We start from the raw sequence: 23,135 nt of genomic DNA on the forward strand, positions 1-23,135 counted from the left end.
TAACCAGAATTTTTATTTTTTTATAGTATTTTTGAGTTTTAATAATTAATTTGAATATAAAAAATGAGGACTTATGCTATTAGGCATAAATCCTCAAAAATAAAAAAATATTATAAAGTTTATATTATGGAGTATCATGAAAAATACTATTTACGACTTCTCGTTTTTCTTGCTTATTTATCATGTGTCCCTCTTGTAATTTACTAATGTATGCATTTTCATAAGTAAGTAAAATCAATCACTTTATCACAAACTGACTCTAAAAACTCAACATCATGTGATATTATTAAAATCAACTTATCTTCTTCTTTTACTTTCTTTATGTTTTTAGCTACTATTTTCATATTTCTATAGTCTAATCCACTGGTTGGTTCATCGAAAAATAGAATTTTCTTGTCGGATAGTAAAGCGGATAAGATAATTACTCTCTGTTTTTGTCCTCCTGACAAGGTGTGAGGATTCCTATCACTGATATTTTTCAATTCCATATCTTTTAGCCAACTATCTAAAACATAATCATCTTTAATATTTGATGTTAATACTATTTCATCTTTAACGCTATCTGTGAATAACTGACAGTTCACTTCCTGCATAATAAGCAGGCTCTCATTTAGCCTACCTTTTATATTTAAATTCTCATCATATTTTAAAATTTTACCTTTATTTTCTTTGTATAAGCCACATATGATTTTTGCTAATGTAGACTTCCCAATTCCATTTTCTCCAACAATCCCAATAATATTCCCATAGCAAAATTTAAGATCCTCAATGGACAAAATTATTTTGGTATTTCTTTTGAATATCAGATTTTTTAACTCTAATACAGTCCCTTTATTTGAAGTTTCAAAATCATCAAATCTTTCAATAGCTTTATAATCAGAATGCCTAAGTCCTGTTCTCATTCGTTCATCTTCACTTAGATTTTCAATTTCGTCCATACTATATTCTCTGATGATTTTTCCATCCTCTAAGTATATTGCTCTATCAACAATGTCTTTTAAATACCACAACCTATGTTCTGCAATAATAATAGTTTTTCCTAAAGATTTAAGCTTTTTTATTGTAAGCGATAATTCTTTCATTGACTTTATGTCTAAGCTTGAAGATGGTTCATCAAGAATAAATATCTCAGGGTTTAATGCGTAAATGCTTGCTATAGCAATCTTCTGCTTCTCTCCTCCAGAAAGATTGAATATATTTTTATTCATCAAGTTTTCAAGATGAAGCTCTTTTTCAACTTCTTCAATCCTTTTGTTAATTACTTCTCTTTCTATTCCGTAATTTTCTAAACCAAAAGCAATTTCATCGGTTGTATTGGTTGTATAAAACTGTGTTTTAGGATTTTGAAAAACCGAGCCTACATTATTAGATAATTTATAAATTGGTGTGGTAAATGTATTCATACCATTGACCATAACGCTGCCAGAAATGTCCCCATCATAAAACTCAGGTATTATGCCATTCATAAGCTTTAATAGAGTGGACTTTCCACAACCACTCCTACCACACAGAAGAATGCATTCCCCTTTTTTGATTTCCAAATTTATATCTTTTAATGAGTAATCAGATCCTCCCTTATACTTAAAACTTAATTCTCTAATTTCAATCATAATTCCCACCCTGATACTTTCATAAATATTACTATTGATAAAATTAAAATCATAAGAATTAGAACACCAATATCATTTTTTCTAAACTTAATTAGGTGTCTACTTGTTTTGTTAACAGGAGCATCGAGTCCCCTTATAATGGCTGATTGAGAGAGCTCATCCCCAATTTCTATTACACTTACGAATAATGGTACAAAAAAATATTCCATAATTAATGTTGGTTTTCTTGTTAAATTTATTAAGTTAAAATTAATACCTCGAGTTTTCATCGCCATATTTATATGGCTCCATTCGTCTTTAATAGTAGGCAAACATCTAAATATTACAGAAATCATTATGAGGGAGTCTTTTGAAAGTTTTATTTTTTGTAAAGTTGCCACTGCACTGGAAACAGATGTTGAATTTAAAATCCATTTACCCACGATAATACATGGCAGAAATTTTCTTCCAATTGCCAAGATAAATAAAATTAAATTCAAAAGAAAATTCATACTAAAATAGTCTAAAGATTTTTCCAATACTACACTTATTACAAAAAATAAAATATACCTTATAGCGGATTTTTTATAACCATCGCTAATAATGATGACAAGGAAAAATAATGTAATAAGGCTTTGATAAATCCAATCAAACCCTAAAAAAATTAAAATATTCGCACCTATAAGCAAGATAAGTTTTGTTCGGAGGTCATATTTTGACCCCAGAACAAACTTTGAATTTTCCATTATAAAACTCCTGCGGATTCCAACTTTTTATTTAATATTTTTTTTGTAAAATAAGAACCAATCAAAGAGAATATAAATGTTCCTATAATCATAACTGGTAACATCCATATCGGTGTCCATGCCCTTACTGTGTTACAAAAGCTTTGATCTAAGCCACCTTTTATTACACTTTCAAAAAATGCTTCTCTCATAACCCAAATTGGTAAAAATCCTCCAAATAAGTTTAGAGAAAAAAACATATGACTAATTGTATTTTTCTTAAAGTCTGTATAATTCCCACCTTTTGCTATGAACATAGCAATTATTCCGGCAGGCACTGCCACTAATGGTGCAATTGGAATATGTCCAGTTGCAACTAATAAAATACTTGGTAATATAGCTGCGATTACAATAGCAGTGGCTGACTTTGTTTTTGCAAGAAGCATATGATAGGTTGGTGCAGCAAGTAGTGCTACAAGCATAGGCATTAGTAAAAACAAAACAGGGACAGGCATAGATATTACCCCAATAACTGCATATGTTACAAAGTAAAGTGCAATTAAAACACCAGCTGTAACTGCATTTTTTGATGATTTCTTTTGTGTTTTCATAAGTTTCCTCCTTTAAAATTGATTGTTACTGTACAATCTTCCATTCTTTAGACTTTTCTTGATAATTCCATAAGTCTTTATATAGTCCTTCATTTTTTATAAGTTCTTCATGCTTCCCAACTTCCTCTACCTTTCCTTTGTTTAAAACAACAATTTTATCAGCTCCCATTACGCTCCTTAATTTATGAGCTACAACCACAACTGTTTTATTTTTAATTAAATTTGATATTGCTTCCTGTATAATAAGTTCATTTTCAGGATCAAGTGAAGATGTTGCTTCATCAAGTAGTATTATTGGTGCATTTTTTAATATTGCTCTCGCTATTGATATTCTTTGTTTCTCACCTCCAGACAGAGTCGCTCCTCCTTGTCCAATCATAGTGTCAAATCCATCATCTTTTTTGACTATAAAGTCATAAGCTCCTGCCATTTTTGCAGCATTCATGATTTCATCTTTACTTGCATCTTCATTTCCAAATTTTATGTTGTTATAAATTGTGTCTTTAAAAAGATACACATCTTGAAAAACAACAGAAAATTTATCCATTAATTTATCAGGGTCGGCTGTTAGCAAATCTACTCCACCAATTTTAATTGTCCCTTCATTAGGATCATAAAATCTGGAAATTAATTTAATTAGTGTAGATTTTCCAGAGCCAGAGTAACCAACAAAAGCAGTTAATTCATTTTCATTAATGTCTAATGAAACATTATCGATAACCTTAGATTCCTTGTAAGAAAATGAAACATCGCAGATTTCAATTTTGTTGCTTTCGTTTACATCGGAATTTCCTGACATAGGTTTAGCGTTAAGTAAGTTAATGATTCTCTCTCCTGAAACTGATGCCATTTGTAGACCTGTATAATTTACAAGTGCAAGCTCCAAGGGATCAAAAATCCTTGTGCCTACAAATAAGAACATTAAAAATGTATCAATTTCCAAAGATCCATTTATAAATAAATAGGAACCAACTAAACTCATCAAAGGAAGTCCTATTCTTAAAATCATACTTGCTATAGTAGTTAATGAACCAACCCCTTTCTCACTCTTAATATTTGCATTTCTTGAGTTATCTATATCTTCTTCAAGTTTTATTAATGTATCATCTAAGCTGTTATAAGCTTTTAGAGTCTTAATGGCATCCAAATATTCGTTTATATCTTCTTCCTCTTTTATCCTCATTTTCTTTGTTTTCAAATAAATTTTTTTCTGAAAGTTTTGCATGAGTGTAAGAAGTAGAACAGAAATAGGTAGTCCAATAAGAGTTGCTATTCCCATTTTTACATTAATTATCAAAAATAATATTGAGCAAAGAACCGCTACACATATACCACTGAAAAATTGAGGTAATTGATGAGTTACTGCCGTTTCAACTTTGAAAAAATCATTCATTAATGTATCTAAGATCTCTGCTGAACTTTTCCCTGAAATATAACCTATTGGCAGTTTTCTTATGTGGTCTGCAAGCTCTATTCTTCCATCTGCACTTGTCTTGTATCCAAGTTCATAGGTATATTTTGTGGCTAAATTTTCCAATAAGAATGTTATTAAGAAAAATACTGCCATTATCCCAAAATACTTCCATAAAAGGCTCGTATCTATACTATCTGAACCTCTATTTAAAAATAGTGTTTCTACAATTTTCGCCAAAGCAATAAATGGTATAAGGTTGGAAATAGATGCCAAAACATTTAAAATAATTGATTTTCTTATATTATTCATCTTTCCTAATGTAATATTTCTTATCATTCATTCTCACTCCCTTCTATGTCCATTTGCCAAATATTTGTCTTCTTATAAATATCAAAGAGTCGCTTATATATTCCATCTGCAACGATTAAATCTTCATGCTTACCTCTTTCTGCAATTTTTCCATCAGATATTACTAAAATTTGATTTGCATGCTCTATGGTATTTAACCTATGAGCAATCATGATAACCGTCTTATCCTTAACCAATTCAGATAAAGCTTCCTGCATAAGATATTCATTTTCAGAGTCTGCAAAACTTGTTGCCTCGTCTAATACTAATATTGGTGCATTCTTTAAAATCGCTCTTGCTACAGCAATACGTTGTTTCTCTCCTCCAGATAAATAAGTCCCTTTACCCAAAACAGTGTCATACCCATCAGGAAGTTTTACAATAAAATCATGACATCTTGCTTTTTTGCAGGCTTTTATAACATCTTCTTTTGTAGAACCTGTCTTTGCCATAGCAACATTATTGAATACTGTATCTGTAATAAGATCGCTGTCTTGAAAAACGAATGCTATCTTGTCCATTAAGACGTTTATAGGAATATTTTTTATATTAACCCCACCAATTTTAATAGAGCCTTCTGAAGGATCGTAAAATCTCGGTATTAGCGTTCCAATGGTAGATTTACCTGCTCCTGAATAGCCAACTAATGCTGTAACTTCTCCTTGTTTAGCACAGAAGCTTATATTCTTTAAAACCTCTTCATTTCCATAAGAAAAGCTTACATTCTCAAATTCAAGATCATGACCTTTTATCTCTTCCTCGCTATTTTCAATTGCCAATTCTTTTTGATCTATAATTTCGTAGATTCTCAAAACAACTTCATTTAGTAAATTCATTCCTTCTGCAAAATCTCTAAGTTTTAATGCAGGTACGCTAATGGCGGGTACAAGAATCAAATAGAAAATAAAAACTGTAGCAAAATCCAAGTTATTATTTCGTGACATTAAAAATATTCCTAAAGGAACTATGAATGTAGCAACAGATAAAATAAACATTCTAAATGAAACAAATCCTGGTCTTATCATTGATGTCATCGAACTTGTAAAGTCTCTATATTCTCCTACTGACTTTGAAAAAGTTTTAAATGATTTTGCTCCTGTTCCAAATATTTTCACTTCCGGCATACCTTTAACGTATTCAGTAGTTGCTGAATTAATTTGATCCAAAATCGCAAAGTTCTTCTCAAGTCCACCCGACTTTATAATCTTTGCCATGATTGCAATCTGAATTCCTAAACCAACAAATATAATTAACAAAGTCGTAAGACCTAATATTAAATTTATCTTTAACATAACAATTATCATTGCTAAAATTAGTGCTAAAGTTGAAATTAGATTTGGTAATTGATGAGAAAAATAACCCTCAATTTGATTCATGTCCGATCCTAATACTTGCCTTATTTTTGACTTGTTGTCGCCGGTAAAAAAACCTAAAGGAAGATTCCCAATATGAAATAATATCTTCTTTTTTAAGTTAGCTATTAAAACATATGAAAACTTATGGCATAAAATACCGCCAATGTAAGTTAAGCAATATGACAATACCACTGCTGCAAGTCCATAGATGCAGAACTGTATTGTACTTTGTTCTAATTTTCCATATAAAAATAGAGATTTTATGACTTTGTATATCACCAAAATTGGACAAATACTTAATAGCATCCCAAGACTAACAAATAATATTCCTCCTACAAGTTGTCCTTTTTTTATTTCACTGTAGGAAATAATATCTTTGATTGATTTCTTCTTTTTCATCTAAAACATGCCTCCTTACCGAACGAGTTCGTTCATTTACCTTAAAACTAATACAAGGAAAACACCGTTGATGTTTTCCTTGTAAAATACTTATATTTTATTTTTCTCTAATGAGGTCTTTGAAATAGCTCACTTATTATTCCAAAGGCATCACTTGAATTTGTTTTGTTTTCTCCCTTAATAATATAGTCGTTATATATTGTTCCGACAGCTCCGTATAAAATAAAAGCTGCAAAACTTCTCACATTTTCTCTGTTTATTCCCATATTATTTTCTATTTTTTTATTTTCAATTCCTTCAATTATAAACTCTGAATAGACATCTATAAATTTTCCAATGTAATGAATTAATTCCCATAGCCTGTAAGAGTTATCTGTAATTGAATTCTCTTTCGAAAAATTATATCTTGTTGTAAATTGACCGATATCTTTTACTATAAGTTCTCTTACAATTTTTATTCTTTCTTCGTAATCCATTTCCTTATTTTGAAGTATATCCAACTTATTTTTTAGTTTTTCTTCAAAATATGTTTCCATACACGCCAAAAAAATATCTTCTTTTGATTTGAAGTAATAATAAAACATTCCAGGTGCACCGTTAACTTCTGCGAGAATATCTCGCACAGAAACTTTTTCATACCCATACTTTTCAAAAAGTCTGGATGCTATATTTATAAGCTCCTGTTTTCTTTCTTCTGGATCTTTTACATTTCTCTTTGCCAAAACCTCACCACCTATTGACCGACACTCGTTCTTTAATAAAGATTATCATTTTCTTATACTTTTGTCAATAGTGCCCTGAAATTATATTCTGAGTATGGTATAATTTTATTTACTATAAATAAGCACGCTTAACGCTTATAGTCTTAATTACACAATAACAGGGTCTGTAAATAATTTTGTGTATCAACCTAAATCCTGTTTAAAGGGTAATGGTTGATACATTTTTTATGCTTCAATCATCATTGGTGTAGCTACAACTTTTTCTACATCAACATTTTTATCTTCTAGATTATCTTCAAAATTCCCATATTGATTTAGGAACGAAAAAAAGAGCAAGTGGTTTTTCTTGTCCACCTGCTCTAAATATTTTTCATGTTCAGAGACTTTAAATATTTCTTCCTATCAATTATTTAATTTCCATGATTCCGCCTTAGTTTTTGCATTTATAAGGTCAGAATAAAGTCCATTATTTTTAATCAGTTCTTCATGATTACCACGTTCTACTATTTCTCCATCTTTTAAGACTAAAATCTGGTCAGCATTTCTAATTGTCTTTAGTCTATGAGCAATCATTATTACTGTCTTATTTTTTGTTAATGATTCTATTGCTTCTTTAAGCTTATCTTCATTTTCCGGGTCTATATTTGCTGTTGCTTCATCAAAGATTATGATGTCCGCGTCTTTTAGCATGGCTCTGGCTATGGAGATTCTTTGTTTTTCTCCACCAGATAGACTTGCTCCACCTTCCCCAATGATAGTGTTATATCCATCTGGTAAAGCTTCTATAAATTCATGACACCTTGCTTTTTTAGCAGCTTGAACTACTTCTTCATGGCTCGCATTTTGTTTTCCAAATTTTATATTGTTTTCAATTGTATCTTCAAATAGATATACATCTTGAAATACCATGGAAATAGAATTCATAAGATTTTCTATCTTATAATCCTTAATATTTTTTCCACCTATTAAAATTTCGCCAGATTTTACATCCCAAAATCTTGCAATAAGATTACAAAATGTTGTCTTACCAGATCCAGATGGTCCAACAATAGCAGTCATAGTATTTTCTTTTATCTCTGCTGATACATTTTTTAAAATTGGTCTATCATCATAGGAAAAGCTGACATTTTTAAATACAATATCATGATTTTTTATTGGCTCTGTAATACTTCCTTCTTTCATATCTTCCATATCATTTACATAAGAATAAGAATCTATTGCATTCTCAACCATTCTTAGCATAGCCATAGCAGAGCCAGATGTTATAAGCCCATCAAATATTACAAAACTTGCTATAAGTATCATAATAGTATTGACTATTTGACTGTTTTCAACAAAATATAAGTTTATTGATATAAATAACATCAAACAAATTGTTATAGCTATTATTATTTTAGCTAATAAACTATATGGCATTATAGTTTTTTCTAAATCAAAAGAATATTTACTTGCACCATCAAAGCTTTTATCAAGTTTTTTATTGTTACTTCCTCTTAGATTGTATGATTTTATAATTTGCATTCCTTGCAATGTTGATAAGACTTCTTTGGTAAGTGATACCTGAATCTCATGAATCTTATCTGCATTTTTACTGGACCTTTTTTGCATACGAGCAACAATCAATAAAAATACAATAGACCCAACTATTGCTACAATACCTACCTTATAAGAAAACAAAAATAAGGATAAGATAAAAACAATAGCATTAAGCATGCCACCGAAAACCATAATACACAAAGTTGGAACCCAAGTCTCTACATTATCTAAGTTAGTAGTCGCAATAGTTGTTAAATTTCCTAAACTTAAACTTGAGAAGAATCCCATGGGAACTTTTTTTATTTTTTCACCTAATTCAATTCTCTTGTGTCCAGCCATAAAATATCCGGCATGTGTTTGTTTGAGCATAGAGGAATTTTTTGAAATAATTACTCCTGCTATACTAATTAATAAAAATAAACTTGATATTCCTATTGTTTTGAAGCTTATATCCTTGTTTACTATCCCAAAAATCGCATAATAAATTGCTGCAAATTGTAGAGCATTAAAAATAGAACCGAAAAAATTAGCAAAGATTGATTTTTTTAGATACACTTGTTCTTCAATAGAAAAATTCCATATTTTTTTAAAAACACTAAGCATTTTCTTCTCCTTTCAAGGCAGTTTCCCAAAGATTGTGATAATCTTTTGATTCCTTCAAAAGCTCTTCATGACTTCCTTTACATGCAAGTTCTCCATTTTTAATTACAAATATATTATCTACATCTGTTATTGTCTTTAAACGATGGGCAATTATAATTAGAGTTTTTCCTTTGACAAGCTCTGATATTGCATCTTGAATCAAAGCTTCATTTTCAGGGTCGATATAAGAGGTAGCCTCGTCTAAAATAACTATTGGAGCATTTTTTATCATGGCTCTTGCAATTGATATTCTTTGCCTTTCTCCTCCAGATAAATGTTTACCAGCTTCTCCTACTCTTGTATCATATCCATCTGACAACTTCATTATAAAATCATGGCAGGCTGCTTTCTTACATACTTCAATTATTTCCTCATCACTAGCATTTTTATTTCCTATTCTGATGTTATCTTTAATTGACATATCAAAAAGAAAATTATCTTGTGCTACATAGGAAATAATAGTAGATAGCTTTTCAAGGGACATATCTTTAATATTTACATTTCCTATACTTATAGAACCACTATCTACGTCCCAAAATCCTGAAATTAGTTTTGCAATAGTCGACTTTCCCGAACCCGATTCGCCTACTAAAGCATTCACACTTCCTTCTTCTATATTTATATTTATATTATTTAGTACTTGCTTATCTTTTTCATAAGAAAAATCTACGTTTTTAATCTCTATATTATAATTTTTTATATCCAGATTTGCATTTTTATGAGATAATTCTCTCGCAGAAAGTATATTTTTAATCTCTTCAAAAATAGTTGACATTCTTCCAATATCATCTTCAAAAGTCATTACTCTCATAATATTTTGGATAGTACCAAAGGAAAGAATTATTAATGTTAAAAATACGCCACCATCTAGTGAACCATTCATACAGAAATATAAACCAAATGGTATAATTGTCAAAATACCAACTGGAGCAATAGACATACTTATCGTATAGTCTCTTGTATTTTCTCCCATCCAATCATAATAGTAATTTGCCTTTTTATACACATTGTCCCTGTATTTTCTATAAGATTTTTCGCCTTGATTAAATGTTTTAATAACCTCTATTCCATTTATATATTCAACCACGGAATTATTCATATCTTGGCCAATTTTAACTGCTTGTGGAAACTTTACCTTCATTCTTTTCATCGGCCCTGTCATAAAAAATCCACCAATAACTAATGGAATTAAAGATATTAAACTTAGTCTATAATCTAAAATTAACATGTAAACAAATAATATTATAGGTCCGACTAAATTAGCTGTCATCTCAGGTATCATATGAGCCAATGTTGTTTCAGTATTATCGACTTGATTTACAATTATGTCTTTTAACTTACCAGTAGATTCATTCAATATATCTCCTAATGGCATATTAAATAATTTTTCCATAAGGCTTTTTCTTATATCTCGTATTATTTTATAGGCTGTTTTATGAGAAATCATTGTTGACAAAAACATAAACACTTCTTTGATTATAAGACATGAAAGTATAAAGAAAATTTTATTTATATAGTAATAAAAATCTTGGCTACCATCAATTAATGATATAATCATCTTACTTAGAATAATATATACAAAAAGATTTGAAATTACTCCAAGTATTGCAAACAAGACAGAAATAAAATATGGTGCTTTATTTCTCTTAATGTAATTTTTTAATAGATCCATAAATTCAACTCCTTTCATCATCTTTTTTCATTACATTTGTAAAATAAGTCTCTATCATTTCAGTTAGATATATCTTATTTTTTACAAAATTCTCACGTGCATTCAAAATTTCGCAAGCCATCAATCCAGAATTCATAATATTAATCATAAATTCAAATGTTTCATCAGAAGGTAACTCGTTAAACAAAGTAGAAAACAATTCTTTAAATACTTGTATGGACTCTTTTTTTATTTTCACATATAGTTTTTTCAAATCATCATTTTCTTTTAACTCACATAAAAACATAACATAAAGCTTTACATAATCATTATCTGCAAGTATCTTGTCTATAATCATTCTTGAAAACAACTGTGGAGTTAATATTAATCCTTCATCATAACTTGATTTTTGAACAATATCTTTTCTATTTAAATTACCTTCCATCATAATGTCGTATAAGATTTCATGCGTAGAACCATAATGATGATACAAGCCACCTCTAGAAAGCCCAGTAGCTTCCATAATGTCATTCATAACTGTATTTCTAAATCCCTTATCCAAAAAGACTTTAATAGCTGCTTGTCTAATCTGCTTTTTTCTTTCATCAGCTTCCATTTTCATTTCATAAATAACCTCCAAACCGACACTCTTGTCGGTATTATTGTATCAGAACTGATAATCATTGTCAATAGCTTCGCTTATACTTCTTTATTAATTTTTTTAAATGCGGTATAATTAATAAAACCTAATAAACGCTTAACGCTTATAACTTTAATAGCAAGCACAGTAAGTGTACGGACACTTACGAAAAAATTAATGGAGCAGACCTTTATGGCATGCTCCATTTTTTTAATTTTTACCTTGTTAGGGAGAACCCTAAGACCCCGAAATATATTTTATAAAGGAGAATAAAATGGCAAATAGATTTAGAAATGAAAGAATAGAAATAAAAGTAACTAAAGAAGAAAAGGAAGTTTTTGAAAAGAAAATGAAACTTGCTAATTGCAAAACAATGTCCCACTTTCTTAGGAAATGTGTATTAGAAAAAGAAATTTATGTAGTAGATTTAGAACCATTTAGAAACCTGCAATGGTTACTCTCAAATGCTACGAATAATATAAACCAGATTGCAAAAGCAACTAATACAACTGGTGTTATTTACAAGAATGAAATTGAATCTATGAATAATCAGATAGAAAAATTATCAAAAGAAATATGGCAGATCCATTCCCTACTTCTTAACAAATCAAAAGAAAGTTCTGGTGATTAGTATGGCAATTACAAAAATATATCCTATAAAATCAACTCTAAATTTGGCAATAGATTACATTACTAAGAGCGAAAAAACTGATGAAAAAGTCTTGGTATCTTCATTTAATTGTCATCCATCTACTGCTCATATTCAATTTATGAAAACACTTGAAGACAATGATACTAAAGGTACAGTTTTGGCTAGACATTTGATCCAATCTTTTCTACCAGGAGAGGTTAATCCTATAAAAGCTCACGAGATAGGAATGGAATTATGTAAGAAAATTTTAAAAGAAGATTATGAATTTGTTCTCGCAACTCATATAGATAGAGGGCATATCCATAACCATATTATTTTTAATAATGTTAATTACAAGACTGGCAAATGCTACCAATCTAATAAAAAATCTTATCATAAAATCAGATTTCAAAGTGACGAATTATGTAAAGAAAATAAGCTCTCAGTCATTGATGAATATTATGAAGCTTACAAAAGAAAATATAAAACTGCTGGTAAATCTTGGTACGAATATGAGCAATTTAATACATGTACTTCTTGGAAAAACAGACTTCAATTTGACATTTATCATTTGATAAAATAGTCTAAGGATTGGGACGATTTTCTAAAGAAAATAGCTGATCTTGGCTATGAAATTAAGTATGGCAAACACATTGCTTTTAAACCGAAAGATAAGCCGAGATTTACAAGATCTAAAACAATCGGAGAAGATTATACCGAAGAAAGGTTAAAAGAACGCATTGCAGAAATATCGTCTATTAAAACCCCTACTGTCAAAAAACGCATTGGCAATGTTATTGATATGAACACTAATGTGAAGGTAAAAGAAAGCAAAGGCTATGGATATTGGGCAACCAAACATAACCTTAATACAATGGCTGAGTCTGTTATCTTTCTCAGAGAACAAGGTATTAAATCCGTTAAGCAACTTGATGAGTACATCCAAAAATCAGCCGATGAAAGGCAAAATTTACAGGATAAAATCAAGGTTATTGATAAGGAAATACAGGAGCTTTCTGCTACTATGGAACAGGTTCATACTGTTAAAAAATACAGCGCGTACTACAGGGAATATAAGGCAAATCCGTCTGACAAGACATTTTTTGAAGAGTACAAAGCTCAGATTGCCCTATACGAAAATGCCCTTTCAGAACTAAAAAAGTCCCATTCAAAGCTGCCAAATTCAAAGGATATTTTAGATAGACTTGATAAATTGCAAGAAAAAAGAATACCCTTATGCAAGAGTATTCTTCTACCAAATCCGATATGAAAGACCTTTTTCAAATCAGAAAAAATTATGAGAAATATATGGGTAAGGAGATAGAGAGGTAACTGATTTCATTATAAATTACAAGAGAATTTTTCTAAAATTCTCTTGTAATTTTGCATAAATAAATTGTTTATCTAACTCTTTACTAATATGTAAATATTCAATAATATCATTCATAAAATAGATATTATAAGTTGTATGAAGTCCATCCGTGAATGGAGCATCGCTTTCAATGACTATTCTATCAATCGGAATCATATTAATAATATTTTTTCCGTTTTGACTCTTTATCATCTGTTGATTTATAGAGAAAAAATATCCTCTAGATATTGCAATTTTTAAATCTCTTAAATTACCAGTGTACCAATGCAATATTACTCTTCCCTCAAATCCATCAAGAATCTTTAGGCAGTCCCTTTCTGCTTTTCTTGTATGAACACTTATTATCTTTTTTTTATCAGACTTACATAAATCAATAATCTGTTTAAATACTTCTTTTTGTTTTTCTATATTTCTAATATTTTTTACAGAATAATCCAAGCCAACCTCTCCAATATAACGTGTTGTTTGAAAGAATTTTTTAAAGGTTCTAATTTGGTCATTATATTGTGCCGCCAGTTCTGGATGAAATCCCAATGCTAATCTTATATATTTATAATTCCAGTTCTCTGCATAATATTTCTTATATAAATCTGGTAAATTAGTAACTGCAATCGTATAAGACTTCTTATCCTCAATATATTTCAAAACTTCATATTTATTTTTATATAAATCAAAGTGCATATGCATATCCATATAAAAATCAGTCATCCAATTCCTCCAAATATGTTTTTAATTCCTCCATACCTCTAATATACAAATTCGTATAATCTTCAATATTATCTTTTATTGCTCCACTAGATTGAATGGTCATAAAAGCGTACTTAGGATTAAATTTTCTTAACCCTAAACGATAAGAATTTAAACAGGTTCTAGAAACATTACCTCCAATGAATTTATTATCCCTATAAGAACTTTTATCTACAATACCTGCACGCATAACAGCTGCTTGTCTTATTACACAAGGCAAACAGTAACCACAATGTCGAGCTTCCTTTTCCTTTTGCATTCTACCATTATCTGGATGTGAACAAGACATTGTATTCTCTAAATTTTTTTTAACAAAAGGCTGATTTTTACAATCCAATAGCATTTCACCTTTTGTTTTGAATTGATATGGATTAACTAGCTTTACTTTGAGTTCAATTAAATCTAACAACTTTTGAAACAAACTCATATAATGCGGGTGTGTTGTTCTCGTGCTACTAGTACCTATTCGAGAAAATGTACTAGGAATATTTAGTGAAATAAATCCATTCTCTGGTATAATCAGATGAACTTGCTTTCTCAAACAAGATGCAACTGCTAATGCATGAGAGAAAAACATAAAAGAACGTGTTCTTGTAGTGTCTTCAACACCTGATACAACCTTTGCATAATACTGATGAAAATCTCTTGATTCTAATGAATATTGATTAATAAACTTTTCTTTAAGAATATCTTGAAATTCCTTTGTTCCTTTCCCCCCACCATAATGACTCACAAATAAAGTTTTATCACTATTACTTTCCAACAAATCAATTGCACCAATGAGCGAATCCATTCCACCTGAAAACATACAAATTTTATCATAGTTTTTTATTTTTTGTTTTGATTTTTCCCATTTTTCGTAGTTGATCTTTTCCTCTTCAGATTGCTCTCTTCTTCTAAAAATAAAAGTCCATTTATCTCCACTTAAAAAATTCAACATTTCCTCAAGTGTTGATTTTGCATTTTGCCACATATCATATTCTAAAATAGGCATAAATACCGAAAACTCTCTACTCCATCCATCATGTGCGTTTTTTCTTAAACATAATCTATCTGCCGAAAAAACAGCCATAGAAATGTAAAGCAAATCTAACGCTTGTTGACTATACCAATAAGGTAACTTATTTTTATTCTTCCAAAATGTATACGAAAAAGAATTGAAGTCGAAAAAATCAACATTTGTTGCTTGTTCATCAACTTTAAAAGTATCTTTTTTATTTATGCGACAAACTATTTTCATAAGATTCCCTCCATAACTTTCAAACAGCATTCATGCATATCTCTAATTGTAGATGAAATATTTTTGTTTATTATATTACCTTGCTTATTAAACTCAACATCTACAATTCCCATAATCATATCTTTAAATTCACATTCCATAGCATATGAATCATCCGCATTAGTTATATACATTTCTAACCTACTGCCTAAATCCTTCATCATAGTAATCCAAATATATGCACCAACATATTCCTTTAAAGCTTCATGCATTAATTCAAATGACATATTATTAAGACAGTCTATATCCATCGAATTATTTTCAACATAATCAAATACTTTAGACAGAGCTGCTTGTGTAGCTTCCTTTGCCACGATATCTTCTTTAGTGCTTGAATTTGGTGCAATTACATCTACTAACCCAGAAAAAATCTCCTCTACAGATTTACCTTCATATTCAATACCAAGATTCTTAAATGTTACTTTTACGCCATTAGTAAAAATTCCATTAAAAAGATTCCCAAGATTTCCTCCGGCTTTTCTTCCAGAGTATGCCTGTGAAGTCATGTTTCTGGATCCACCAGCCGCTCTAACATACTGGCGTGCAATATGCTTTGCAGAACCGTACGTACCTCCACTATTGATATACTTTGACATATCTGACTTAACAGTTTTCCATTTGACTGGTTTCGTTACATCAGTGCCTTCATCTTGATTAGGGTTATAATCTTCTGGCAATAAGGGATTTCTATCATTCCTTCCATTGAAAATACTTGATGTTCCCATAATCACCCTCCTTTTATACTATTTTTCTAATAGCTTCTCTATGCTATTTTGTAATCCAGACTTATTCTTATCCCATTGAGATGCTATCTCTAAAATTTCTACTTTCTTACTCATTTTATCTGCATAATCAGCTATATAACTTATACAACCGAGATTAATTTGCGATCCACTAAACGATTGTAAATAACTAAGAGTATCATTGGTTAGTTCTGTTCTTTGCTGCGCAAATAGCAAAAATGATTTCATCAGTTCTTTGGATATTGTTGTTTCAGCTATCATGGAAGAATACATGGCTTCAAGAATTGCAGCCGCATCAGAGTCTGATATATTTGCAACAGATTTAATAGCTTGTTGAATTTTAACATCTGATTTTGAAAGTAGTTGTTCCAATATTTCTTGTGCTGCTGGCGAAAGAAAAGATGATATACGACTAATTTTTTCATCCAATGAAGTTCTCGTAAAGTAAAAATACGTATTAAGATTTTCCTCAGATAATTTTGGATTTATTTTACACCAATTTAAAAACCAATTATCTTCCTTCCAAATTTTCAACTTATCGGTTTTTTCAGGAGTACCATACTCAAACAATTCTAATTCCTTACTTAAACTATTATCTGCTGCCATCTCAGCTATTTTATTAAAAATTCTAGGTTTTATATATTCCAACATCATTATCTTTGCAAGAATTTTTCTATCCAGCTGCTTATTCTTGTAAGAAGCCATTTGCAATCTCATATACATGGAATTCAAGAATCGTTTACACTGACGAGGGTTTCCATGCAATCCATTAGATAAAACAAATGCTAATTGATTTGCAATAGAAAGTGATTCTACAATATTTGAGTAACCATCTTCTTTATCAGAAAATAAAGTTATAACTGATTCAATCTTAAACCTCTCGAAATCCTCTTTTTTCTTCTCAACTATCCATGATAGAGCCTTTTGAAAATCGTCTTCTGGTAATTCTGATTGCAAAAGCAAGCAAGCAATGTAAATTTCTACCTCCTCTGCATTTAATTGTGGAATGCGGATGGGATACTGTATCAATTTTTCAAGATATTCTTTTCCAATATCAATCTGAATACCTTCAATATCTTTAAATTTACTTTTAACTGCATACGAAATATGACGCTCGTCAGCGCCTATAACAAAAGCGACTTTTCCCTCAAAAAGAAATAACTTTATCGCTTCAAGCGTTTCTAAAATAGTATCTGGTCTACATCTATCCAATTCATCTATAAAAACAACTAAACGGCTGATTTTCGTTTTTTCCAATAAAGACGCAAATTCTTTTTGAAACTTTTTAATATCTTCACGTAATTCTTTATTGTTTAATTCATTTTCAATATTAGATTGAATTTTTTCTAAATTGGTAACTTCTATTTTTTCTTGAGTGCTTTTTAAAGCTTGGTTTATTGTAATACCAAGTAAAGAACCAATTCCGCCTGTCACTAGAAAATCAGTCCCATACTTTAATACACCCTTTACCAATTTAAACTTATCAACACTTTTATATAGACCTTTAATAATACCTTTAGCCTCGTCAGTTAAGTTTTTTTCTTTGCTTATCTCATCAAGAATAGTGCCTAATATCGCCGTTTTTGCATCTTCGTAATTTTCAAATAACCAACCATTAAATACCAAGCACTTTATTTTATCATCTTCTTTAATCAAACATTCTTTACACATATACATCAGACTTGACTTTCCACTTCCCCAATCGCCATATACTCCAATACTGGCAGGCAAAAGAGTATCATCTGTAATAATACTTTGAACCGTTTGTATTAAATAATCATAATCCAGAAAATCAAGTTCCGTTTCACTATCTTTCCACATGTGTTTACCTCCTAGCCAGCAAAAAGGTCAATAAACTTTAACTTTTTATCTTCCATTTTCCGCCTCATTCATTTATTGCTACAAATATATCTATGACTGTAAACTTAGACTCCCATTCTCCTTACATCTTCAATAATTACGCACTCCATAATATCTTTAATATCACAATCCAAAGCATTGCAAATCCTAAGCAAAACATCCGTAGTCACATTTTGCCCATTCTTGATTTTATAAAATATAACTTTTAAAAATTTTGCTATTTTCATCAAGTTCTTTTTGTAATATTAATTCTATTAGTTTTTGAATAATCTTTTATAACTAAAAATTCTCTATATACCCTACATTGAAAATTAATATTTATTATATTATACCATTAAATGACGGTTTAATATAAAAACGTTCTCATTAAAATGCATTTAAGTTTTTAAAAAGAAGTAGATTAATCTACTTCTCATACTTAATATTTTCTTGTCTATAATTTCCAAACAGTGTCTGGAATATTACATCTAATTAATTCTATTTGAAATAATTCTCACTACACCAACAACCTTATCAAAGGTCAAATCTCCAATATACTTATTTTCACTGAGATATACTTCCCACAAGGATCTTAGGTATGGATCATCTTTTATGTCCTCGATTATTTCTTCATAGTCATTCATTATCTCCTGTCTTCCTCTTTTGTTTGAGGTTCTTTCTATTGCTTCTTTTAAAATTTTATAATCTATCTCATCTTTCTTTAGTTTGTAGAGGGTGTATAGGTCATAAAAGTCTCTCATTCGTGTGGTTGTGATATTTCTTCTGATTATGGTTTCGTATTTTTCTGCTAGAATTGTTTCTAATGGATATGCCATTATTTTTATATCTTCTTTGCTAAAGATACATGGATAGGTGTATTCTATTTCTCTTGGTGTTATTGCATCTCCTGTTGTTAGGTCTAGTTTCATTGGATTTTTAGTTTTTCCAACATTTGCTGTTAGTGAAATTCTAAAGTTTTCGTACTCATCTTCTTCTCTTATATAACTGATGTCTGTTACTTCAAATTTTATTCCATCATTTACATTGACATTTATAATTTCTTCTACGATTTCTTTTATTTTTTCTTCTTTTAGGGCTATGCCTTTAATTGTAGTATCCATGTCCATGGTTGTTCTATTTTCAATGCCAATTAAGGAAGATATTAAGAATCCTCCCTTTATTACAAAATTACTTTTGTATGGTGATTTAGATAATCTTTCTAAAAATCTTTCGAAAAAATATATTTGCAGAACTTCTTGCGACTTCAGATTTTTCTTCTCTGCCAGACTTCTTATCTTGCCCTTTATACTCTCGATATTAATCACGATAATACCTCCATATATTTCCTAATTTCATCTTCTATTTTAAATAGTCTACTGTATTTTATGAGTCGTCTTAGATTTTTATTTGGTGATTTAAAGTATCTTTTTATGGCATCTGTAAAAATTTGCTTATCTATTTTTTCTCTGTCGATTATGATGTCGCAAATTGTTCTTTCGATATCATAAACTGGGATAAAATTGCCTTGGGGCGATTTTATTTGTGTCTTGCCAATCTCGTACAAGTCTTTTTTTACATAGTGAACTTGGAGGTCTTTATATCTATTTTTGATATGACTTGCATTATAGCCTTGGGGTACAGATATATGAAATACATTTGGAGTTCTGTCTGATATGTCGTGTAGGTATAGGGCTGTTTGATGGGAAAATATAATTCGAATACTATTAGATGATATTAAAACAAAATCGTCTATTACTTTTCCTTTTAATTGATATAGCCCCGGTCTTAATCTTTCTAATTGTCCGCTCTTTGTTAATTCTGATAGATTATGCCTAGTATATCCAAGCTCTTCTGCTTCTTTGTTAGTAATTACTAAATTTTCTTGTATATATTCTTTAAGTGTATTCATAGTCCGCCTCCTCTCGTCTTCGCTTTTATTATATATTGTAAAAGCGAATATGTAAAGTTGGCTTATAAGTTTTCCATTTTTAAAAAGGATGTAACGAATTCTTACACCCTTTAATAAAAAAGAGCAGCCTTTTACGCTACTCTTGTAGAAAGTACAAAATGAGTTAATTATATTTTTTGTGTTTCCTCATACTAGTCTCAAGACTACACTCACATCCATGTAGTTTTTTTGAGTCTTTTTGACGTATCCTTCTTCATCTTTATCGAAGACAAAATGCTTATAAAACTGCTTAAAATGCAGGATTTCTATATTTACATCTTTTGTATCAACGCTACTGTCTCCACATGAGCTGTATTTGGGAAGAGATTGACTAATGCTACTTTTTCCACCCTATAGACATCTTTTAATGATTTTAAATCTCTTGCTTGCGTTGCTGGGTTGCAGGAGATATAGACTAATCTTTCTACTGGGTTCTCCTTTAAGAAGTTTACTAATTTATCATCAAGTCCCTTTCTAGGTGGGTCAAGAATTATTTTATTTGGAGAAATTTTTTCTTCTTCCCAAAGTTTTTCTATTACTTCTTCTGCCGCTCCCTTTACAAATCTTACCTCAATGTCATTATTTTCTGCATTTATTCTTGCGTCATCGACGGCCCTATCTACTATTTCTATTCCTATTACTTGAGCTCCACTTTTGGCTACAGATAGTGAAATTGAGCCAACTCCACAATATAAGTCGTAAATTTTATCCTCTGCCTTGGGCTCTAAGTACTCAATTGCTTTTTGATATAATTTTTCTGTCGCCAACCTATTTATTTGGAAAAAGGATTCTGGAGAGATTTTATAATTTATGTCCAATAATTTTTCTTCGATTGTATCCTCGCCATAAATTTTTTCAAATTCCCTGGAGTAATGAAATTTGTCTCCTCCATTGTAATTTAAATAAATTGACTTTACTCCAGCATCAATTAAATCTGGAAGGACATCCTTTATTTCCACTTCTCCATCTCTTGTTACAAGGATTAAAAGGACTTCGCCCTTGTAATTTGTCCTTATTCCAATTCGCTTTAGGTCCCTTAGTTTTTTGTATCTCCACATTATTAGCAATACTTCATTGGCTTTATCTCTTTGCATTATGCATTTTTTTATGGCAACTATGTCCTTGGAATTTTTGCCATAAAGTCCAATTACGCCATCTCTAACTTGGAACTGCATATTATTTCTGTAGTGAGTTTTTTCTGGTGAGTCAAGAACTTCATCAACCTTATTATCGAGACCTGCAATTTTTTCTAAATTCTTATTTATGTCATCTTCCTTCCACTTTAACTCCATGTCATCAGAATAATTTAAGAAGTCACAACCTCCGCAATCTTCAAAATAAGGACAGGGGCTCATCACTCTGTCCTTAGATTTTTTTATTGTATTTAGAATTTTCCCCTTGCAGAAATTTTTCTTTTTCTTAGTAATTAGAAATTCTACTTGGTCTCCAATGACTCCACCATCTAAAAATACTGGCAGTCCATCAACTTTTGTCATGCCAAGCCCCTTGAAGTCAAAGTCAATTATTTCTCTTGTAAATTTATTTTCTTCCATGTCTCAACTCGATTTTTGTATCGTAAATATTTATGCTTCTATTTTTATAAAGATGTCCCACAGCTCTCTTATAGGCTTTTTTGCTAAGTCCTGTCAAATCCTTTATTATTTCTGGATCAGACTTATCGCCAATTTCAAGAACTCCGCCATTATCTTCAAGTAGTTCTAAAATTAAATCAGCATCAGCATCTATTTGTTTATAGGCTTTTTCTCTTAAAGTCAAAGTTATAAAGCCTGTTTGCAAAATTCTTTGCACTCTGGCTTCAACTTCGTCTCCAATTTTATAAATTCCCTTGATTTCTTCAGCAGGAATCATTCCATCATATTTGTTATCAATGGCTACAAAGGCACCAGGTCTTCCCATGCTATAAATTGTTCCCTTGACTATGTCATTGACCTTGTACTTGTCATTTACTAAAAGTTTGTCCTTTATATTCATTGTAAGGGCAAGCCTGTCGCTTTTATCGTGGTATAAATATAAGAGATATTCTTCACCAACAGTAAGTCTTCCATAGCTTTCTTTGAAGGGTAAGAAAATATCCTTTCCAATGCCATTATCAACAAAGTAACCAACCTTTGCCTTGTTAACGACTTTTAATTTTTTTAATTCTCCAACTTGAGCGTAGGGTCTTTTTAAAGTTGCTTCAAAATCTTCGTGAATATTGTAGACAAAGGCTTCAACTTCGTCGCCAACTTTTAAATCCTCTCCCTCACCTCTTGCAAGAATAACTTTATTATTTTCATCGTCTGCTAAAAAAACTTTTTTTCCATTTTTAGATTCAACTTTTAATTTTTGTATTTTTCCTAATTCCATGCCTTCTCCTCTATTATTTCTTTTCCAATTTCTGTAGTTCTATCGTATAAATCGTCTATTATTCCATAATCTATATTCTTTAAAACATCTATGCCATAATAAATAAAGGCTGGATGCTTTAATAAGTTTAAAAATATTTCGTAAGCTCTTCTAACTTCTTGGAGATTGTAGTATTTTGTAAGGAGCATGCCAAATTTTACACATTCTTCAACTTGTGAATCTCGCATAAGTAAAATTGAAAGTCCAACTAATTTTGCCTCGTCAAATTCTATTTTTTGTAGTAAAAAAGTTAGAAAATTTCTCTCTGACTCTAGAGCTCTATGTTCTTTAAAGAAATCTTCAAATTCATCTATGGCTTTTTTTTCTCTTAAATAATAATCATCAACAGCCTTATTTATCTCTCTAGTTGTTATATGATTTAATTTACTTTCGCCCTTTAAAATAGAAAGCTCGTAGCTACCATCAGATAAGTTAAAATCTTCTAGGTCCTTTAATTTTTCTAAATCAAAATTATTTTCCCAAAGAATTTTATAAATTGACTTTTTCTTTTTAAATCTCTTAAATATCTTCATGTCTC

20 protein-coding genes and 2 pseudogenes are annotated in these 23,135 nt (G+C 30.3%); 2 read left to right on the forward strand and 20 right to left on the reverse strand.

The genetic code is table 11. The annotated features are described in order from the left end of the window. Positions 1-218 precede the first annotated feature (218 nt). From JOD41_RS08885 to JOD41_RS08925, 10 genes and pseudogenes are all read right to left on the reverse strand, one after another. Positions 219-1,610 carry an ABC transporter ATP-binding protein gene (locus JOD41_RS08885; protein ID WP_073997705.1) on the reverse strand — a complete coding sequence of 464 codons (1,392 nt, stop codon included), beginning with the start codon at positions 1,608-1,610 and terminating at the stop codon, positions 219-221. Next, positions 1,607-2,335 (reverse strand): energy-coupling factor transporter transmembrane component T, encoded by a 729-nt coding sequence (locus JOD41_RS08890; RefSeq protein ID WP_073997704.1) that lies wholly within the window; start codon positions 2,333-2,335, stop codon positions 1,607-1,609. The genes JOD41_RS08885 and JOD41_RS08890 overlap by 4 nt, the downstream gene beginning before the upstream one ends. Next, complete coding sequence (locus tag JOD41_RS08895; RefSeq protein WP_002840863.1) at positions 2,335-2,925, reverse strand: MptD family putative ECF transporter S component; 591 nt, start codon at positions 2,923-2,925, stop codon at positions 2,335-2,337. Before JOD41_RS08895 ends, JOD41_RS08890 begins: the two co-directional genes overlap by 1 nt. Before the next feature lie 25 nt (positions 2,926-2,950). Then, positions 2,951-4,675, reverse strand: coding sequence for an ABC transporter ATP-binding protein (locus tag JOD41_RS08900; protein WP_073997703.1), 1,725 nt, complete (start codon positions 4,673-4,675; stop codon positions 2,951-2,953). After that, the gene (locus JOD41_RS08905) at positions 4,672-6,441 is read right to left on the reverse strand and encodes an ABC transporter ATP-binding protein (protein WP_205052528.1); all 1,770 of its coding nucleotides are present in this window, start codon (positions 6,439-6,441) and stop codon (positions 4,672-4,674) included. The genes JOD41_RS08900 and JOD41_RS08905 overlap by 4 nt, the downstream gene beginning before the upstream one ends. 107 nt (positions 6,442-6,548) lie before the next feature. After that, positions 6,549-7,163 (reverse strand): TetR/AcrR family transcriptional regulator, encoded by a 615-nt coding sequence (locus tag JOD41_RS08910; protein WP_205052529.1) that lies wholly within the window; start codon positions 7,161-7,163, stop codon positions 6,549-6,551. 228 nt (positions 7,164-7,391) lie between these two features. Continuing rightward, positions 7,392-7,556 (reverse strand): annotated as a pseudogene (locus JOD41_RS09240) (sigma-70 family RNA polymerase sigma factor); the annotation flags it as partial. A 9-nt stretch (positions 7,557-7,565) separates the two neighbouring features. Next, complete coding sequence (locus tag JOD41_RS08915; RefSeq protein WP_205052530.1) at positions 7,566-9,302, reverse strand: ABC transporter ATP-binding protein; 1,737 nt, start codon at positions 9,300-9,302, stop codon at positions 7,566-7,568. Further along, a complete protein-coding gene (locus JOD41_RS08920) occupies positions 9,295-11,013 on the reverse strand; it encodes an ABC transporter ATP-binding protein (RefSeq protein WP_205052531.1) in 1,719 nt (572 codons plus the stop codon). The genes JOD41_RS08915 and JOD41_RS08920 overlap by 8 nt, the downstream gene beginning before the upstream one ends. Before the next feature lie 4 nt (positions 11,014-11,017). Continuing rightward, complete coding sequence (locus tag JOD41_RS08925) at positions 11,018-11,614, reverse strand: TetR/AcrR family transcriptional regulator (protein ID WP_205052532.1); 597 nt, start codon at positions 11,612-11,614, stop codon at positions 11,018-11,020. A gap of 292 nt (positions 11,615-11,906) precedes the next feature. Here JOD41_RS08925 and JOD41_RS08930 point away from each other — a divergent pair, with 292 nt between their 5' ends. Together JOD41_RS08930 and JOD41_RS08935 are read left to right on the forward strand one after the other, a co-directional pair. After that, positions 11,907-12,263, forward strand: coding sequence for a plasmid mobilization protein (locus tag JOD41_RS08930; RefSeq protein ID WP_023055693.1), 357 nt, complete (start codon positions 11,907-11,909; stop codon positions 12,261-12,263). Position 12,264: 1 nt separating this feature from the next. Continuing rightward, positions 12,265-13,595 (forward strand): annotated as a pseudogene (locus JOD41_RS08935) (relaxase/mobilization nuclease domain-containing protein). A 16-nt stretch (positions 13,596-13,611) separates the two neighbouring features. Here JOD41_RS08935 and qatD read toward each other — a convergent pair. From qatD to JOD41_RS08985, 10 genes are all read right to left on the reverse strand, one after another. Next, positions 13,612-14,343 carry a Qat anti-phage system TatD family nuclease QatD gene (gene qatD, locus JOD41_RS08940; protein WP_205052533.1) on the reverse strand — a complete coding sequence of 244 codons (732 nt, stop codon included), beginning with the start codon at positions 14,341-14,343 and terminating at the stop codon, positions 13,612-13,614. After that, the gene (gene qatC / locus JOD41_RS08945; protein ID WP_205052534.1) at positions 14,336-15,622 is read right to left on the reverse strand and encodes a Qat anti-phage system QueC-like protein QatC; all 1,287 of its coding nucleotides are present in this window, start codon (positions 15,620-15,622) and stop codon (positions 14,336-14,338) included. Before qatC ends, qatD begins: the two co-directional genes overlap by 8 nt. After that, entirely contained in the window at positions 15,619-16,386 is a 768-nt protein-coding gene (locus tag JOD41_RS08950; protein WP_205052535.1) for a hypothetical protein, read from the reverse strand. Before JOD41_RS08950 ends, qatC begins: the two co-directional genes overlap by 4 nt. An 18-nt stretch (positions 16,387-16,404) precedes the next feature. Then, on the reverse strand, positions 16,405-18,225 hold the full coding sequence (locus JOD41_RS08955; protein WP_205052536.1) for a KAP family P-loop NTPase fold protein: 1,821 nt from the start codon (positions 18,223-18,225) through the stop codon (positions 16,405-16,407). A gap of 104 nt (positions 18,226-18,329) precedes the next feature. Then, positions 18,330-18,491 carry a helix-turn-helix domain-containing protein gene (locus tag JOD41_RS08960; protein WP_205052537.1) on the reverse strand — a complete coding sequence of 54 codons (162 nt, stop codon included), beginning with the start codon at positions 18,489-18,491 and terminating at the stop codon, positions 18,330-18,332. A gap of 240 nt (positions 18,492-18,731) precedes the next feature. Next, the gene (locus tag JOD41_RS08965; protein WP_205052538.1) at positions 18,732-19,568 is read right to left on the reverse strand and encodes a nucleotidyl transferase AbiEii/AbiGii toxin family protein; all 837 of its coding nucleotides are present in this window, start codon (positions 19,566-19,568) and stop codon (positions 18,732-18,734) included. Then, positions 19,565-20,152 (reverse strand): type IV toxin-antitoxin system AbiEi family antitoxin domain-containing protein, encoded by a 588-nt coding sequence (locus tag JOD41_RS08970; RefSeq protein WP_071125868.1) that lies wholly within the window; start codon positions 20,150-20,152, stop codon positions 19,565-19,567. Before JOD41_RS08970 ends, JOD41_RS08965 begins: the two co-directional genes overlap by 4 nt. 311 nt (positions 20,153-20,463) lie before the next feature. Further along, positions 20,464-21,744 carry a 23S rRNA (uracil(1939)-C(5))-methyltransferase RlmD gene (gene rlmD, locus JOD41_RS08975; RefSeq protein WP_205052539.1) on the reverse strand — a complete coding sequence of 427 codons (1,281 nt, stop codon included), beginning with the start codon at positions 21,742-21,744 and terminating at the stop codon, positions 20,464-20,466. Next, complete coding sequence (locus JOD41_RS08980) at positions 21,731-22,558, reverse strand: CvfB family protein (protein ID WP_205052540.1); 828 nt, start codon at positions 22,556-22,558, stop codon at positions 21,731-21,733. Before JOD41_RS08980 ends, rlmD begins: the two co-directional genes overlap by 14 nt. Next, the gene (locus JOD41_RS08985; protein WP_205052541.1) at positions 22,549-23,130 is read right to left on the reverse strand and encodes a hypothetical protein; all 582 of its coding nucleotides are present in this window, start codon (positions 23,128-23,130) and stop codon (positions 22,549-22,551) included. Before JOD41_RS08985 ends, JOD41_RS08980 begins: the two co-directional genes overlap by 10 nt. Between the last annotated feature and the right edge of the window lie 5 nt (positions 23,131-23,135).

The sequence above is a fragment of the Peptoniphilus gorbachii genome (assembly GCF_016908115.1).
Taxonomy (GTDB): domain Bacteria; phylum Bacillota; class Clostridia; order Tissierellales; family Peptoniphilaceae; genus Peptoniphilus_A; species Peptoniphilus_A gorbachii.

What these genes read in the sequence shown, in the direction of transcription:
- JOD41_RS08885 (WP_073997705.1), bottom strand. Translation starts at nt 1,610, where the DNA reads ATGATTGAAATTAGAGAATTAAGTTTTAAGTATAAGGGAGGATCTGAT.
- JOD41_RS08890 (WP_073997704.1), bottom strand. Translation starts at nt 2,335, where the DNA reads ATGGAAAATTCAAAGTTTGTTCTGGGGTCAAAATATGACCTCCGAACA.
- JOD41_RS08895 (WP_002840863.1), bottom strand. Translation starts at nt 2,925, where the DNA reads ATGAAAACACAAAAGAAATCATCAAAAAATGCAGTTACAGCTGGTGTT.
- JOD41_RS08900 (WP_073997703.1), bottom strand. Translation starts at nt 4,675, where the DNA reads ATGATAAGAAATATTACATTAGGAAAGATGAATAATATAAGAAAATCA.
- JOD41_RS08905 (WP_205052528.1), bottom strand. Translation starts at nt 6,441, where the DNA reads ATGAAAAAGAAGAAATCAATCAAAGATATTATTTCCTACAGTGAAATA.
- JOD41_RS08915 (WP_205052530.1), bottom strand. Translation starts at nt 9,302, where the DNA reads ATGCTTAGTGTTTTTAAAAAAATATGGAATTTTTCTATTGAAGAACAA.
- JOD41_RS08920 (WP_205052531.1), bottom strand. Translation starts at nt 11,013, where the DNA reads ATGGATCTATTAAAAAATTACATTAAGAGAAATAAAGCACCATATTTT.
- JOD41_RS08925 (WP_205052532.1), bottom strand. Translation starts at nt 11,614, where the DNA reads ATGAAAATGGAAGCTGATGAAAGAAAAAAGCAGATTAGACAAGCAGCT.
- JOD41_RS08930 (WP_023055693.1), top strand. Translation starts at nt 11,907, where the DNA reads ATGGCAAATAGATTTAGAAATGAAAGAATAGAAATAAAAGTAACTAAA.
- qatD (WP_205052533.1), bottom strand. Translation starts at nt 14,343, where the DNA reads ATGACTGATTTTTATATGGATATGCATATGCACTTTGATTTATATAAA.
- qatC (WP_205052534.1), bottom strand. Translation starts at nt 15,622, where the DNA reads ATGAAAATAGTTTGTCGCATAAATAAAAAAGATACTTTTAAAGTTGAT.
- JOD41_RS08950 (WP_205052535.1), bottom strand. Translation starts at nt 16,386, where the DNA reads ATGGGAACATCAAGTATTTTCAATGGAAGGAATGATAGAAATCCCTTA.
- JOD41_RS08955 (WP_205052536.1), bottom strand. Translation starts at nt 18,225, where the DNA reads ATGTGGAAAGATAGTGAAACGGAACTTGATTTTCTGGATTATGATTAT.
- JOD41_RS08960 (WP_205052537.1), bottom strand. Translation starts at nt 18,491, where the DNA reads ATGAAAATAGCAAAATTTTTAAAAGTTATATTTTATAAAATCAAGAAT.
- JOD41_RS08970 (WP_071125868.1), bottom strand. Translation starts at nt 20,152, where the DNA reads ATGAATACACTTAAAGAATATATACAAGAAAATTTAGTAATTACTAAC.
- rlmD (WP_205052539.1), bottom strand. Translation starts at nt 21,744, where the DNA reads ATGGAAGAAAATAAATTTACAAGAGAAATAATTGACTTTGACTTCAAG.
- JOD41_RS08980 (WP_205052540.1), bottom strand. Translation starts at nt 22,558, where the DNA reads ATGGAATTAGGAAAAATACAAAAATTAAAAGTTGAATCTAAAAATGGA.
- JOD41_RS08985 (WP_205052541.1), bottom strand. Translation starts at nt 23,130, where the DNA reads ATGAAGATATTTAAGAGATTTAAAAAGAAAAAGTCAATTTATAAAATT.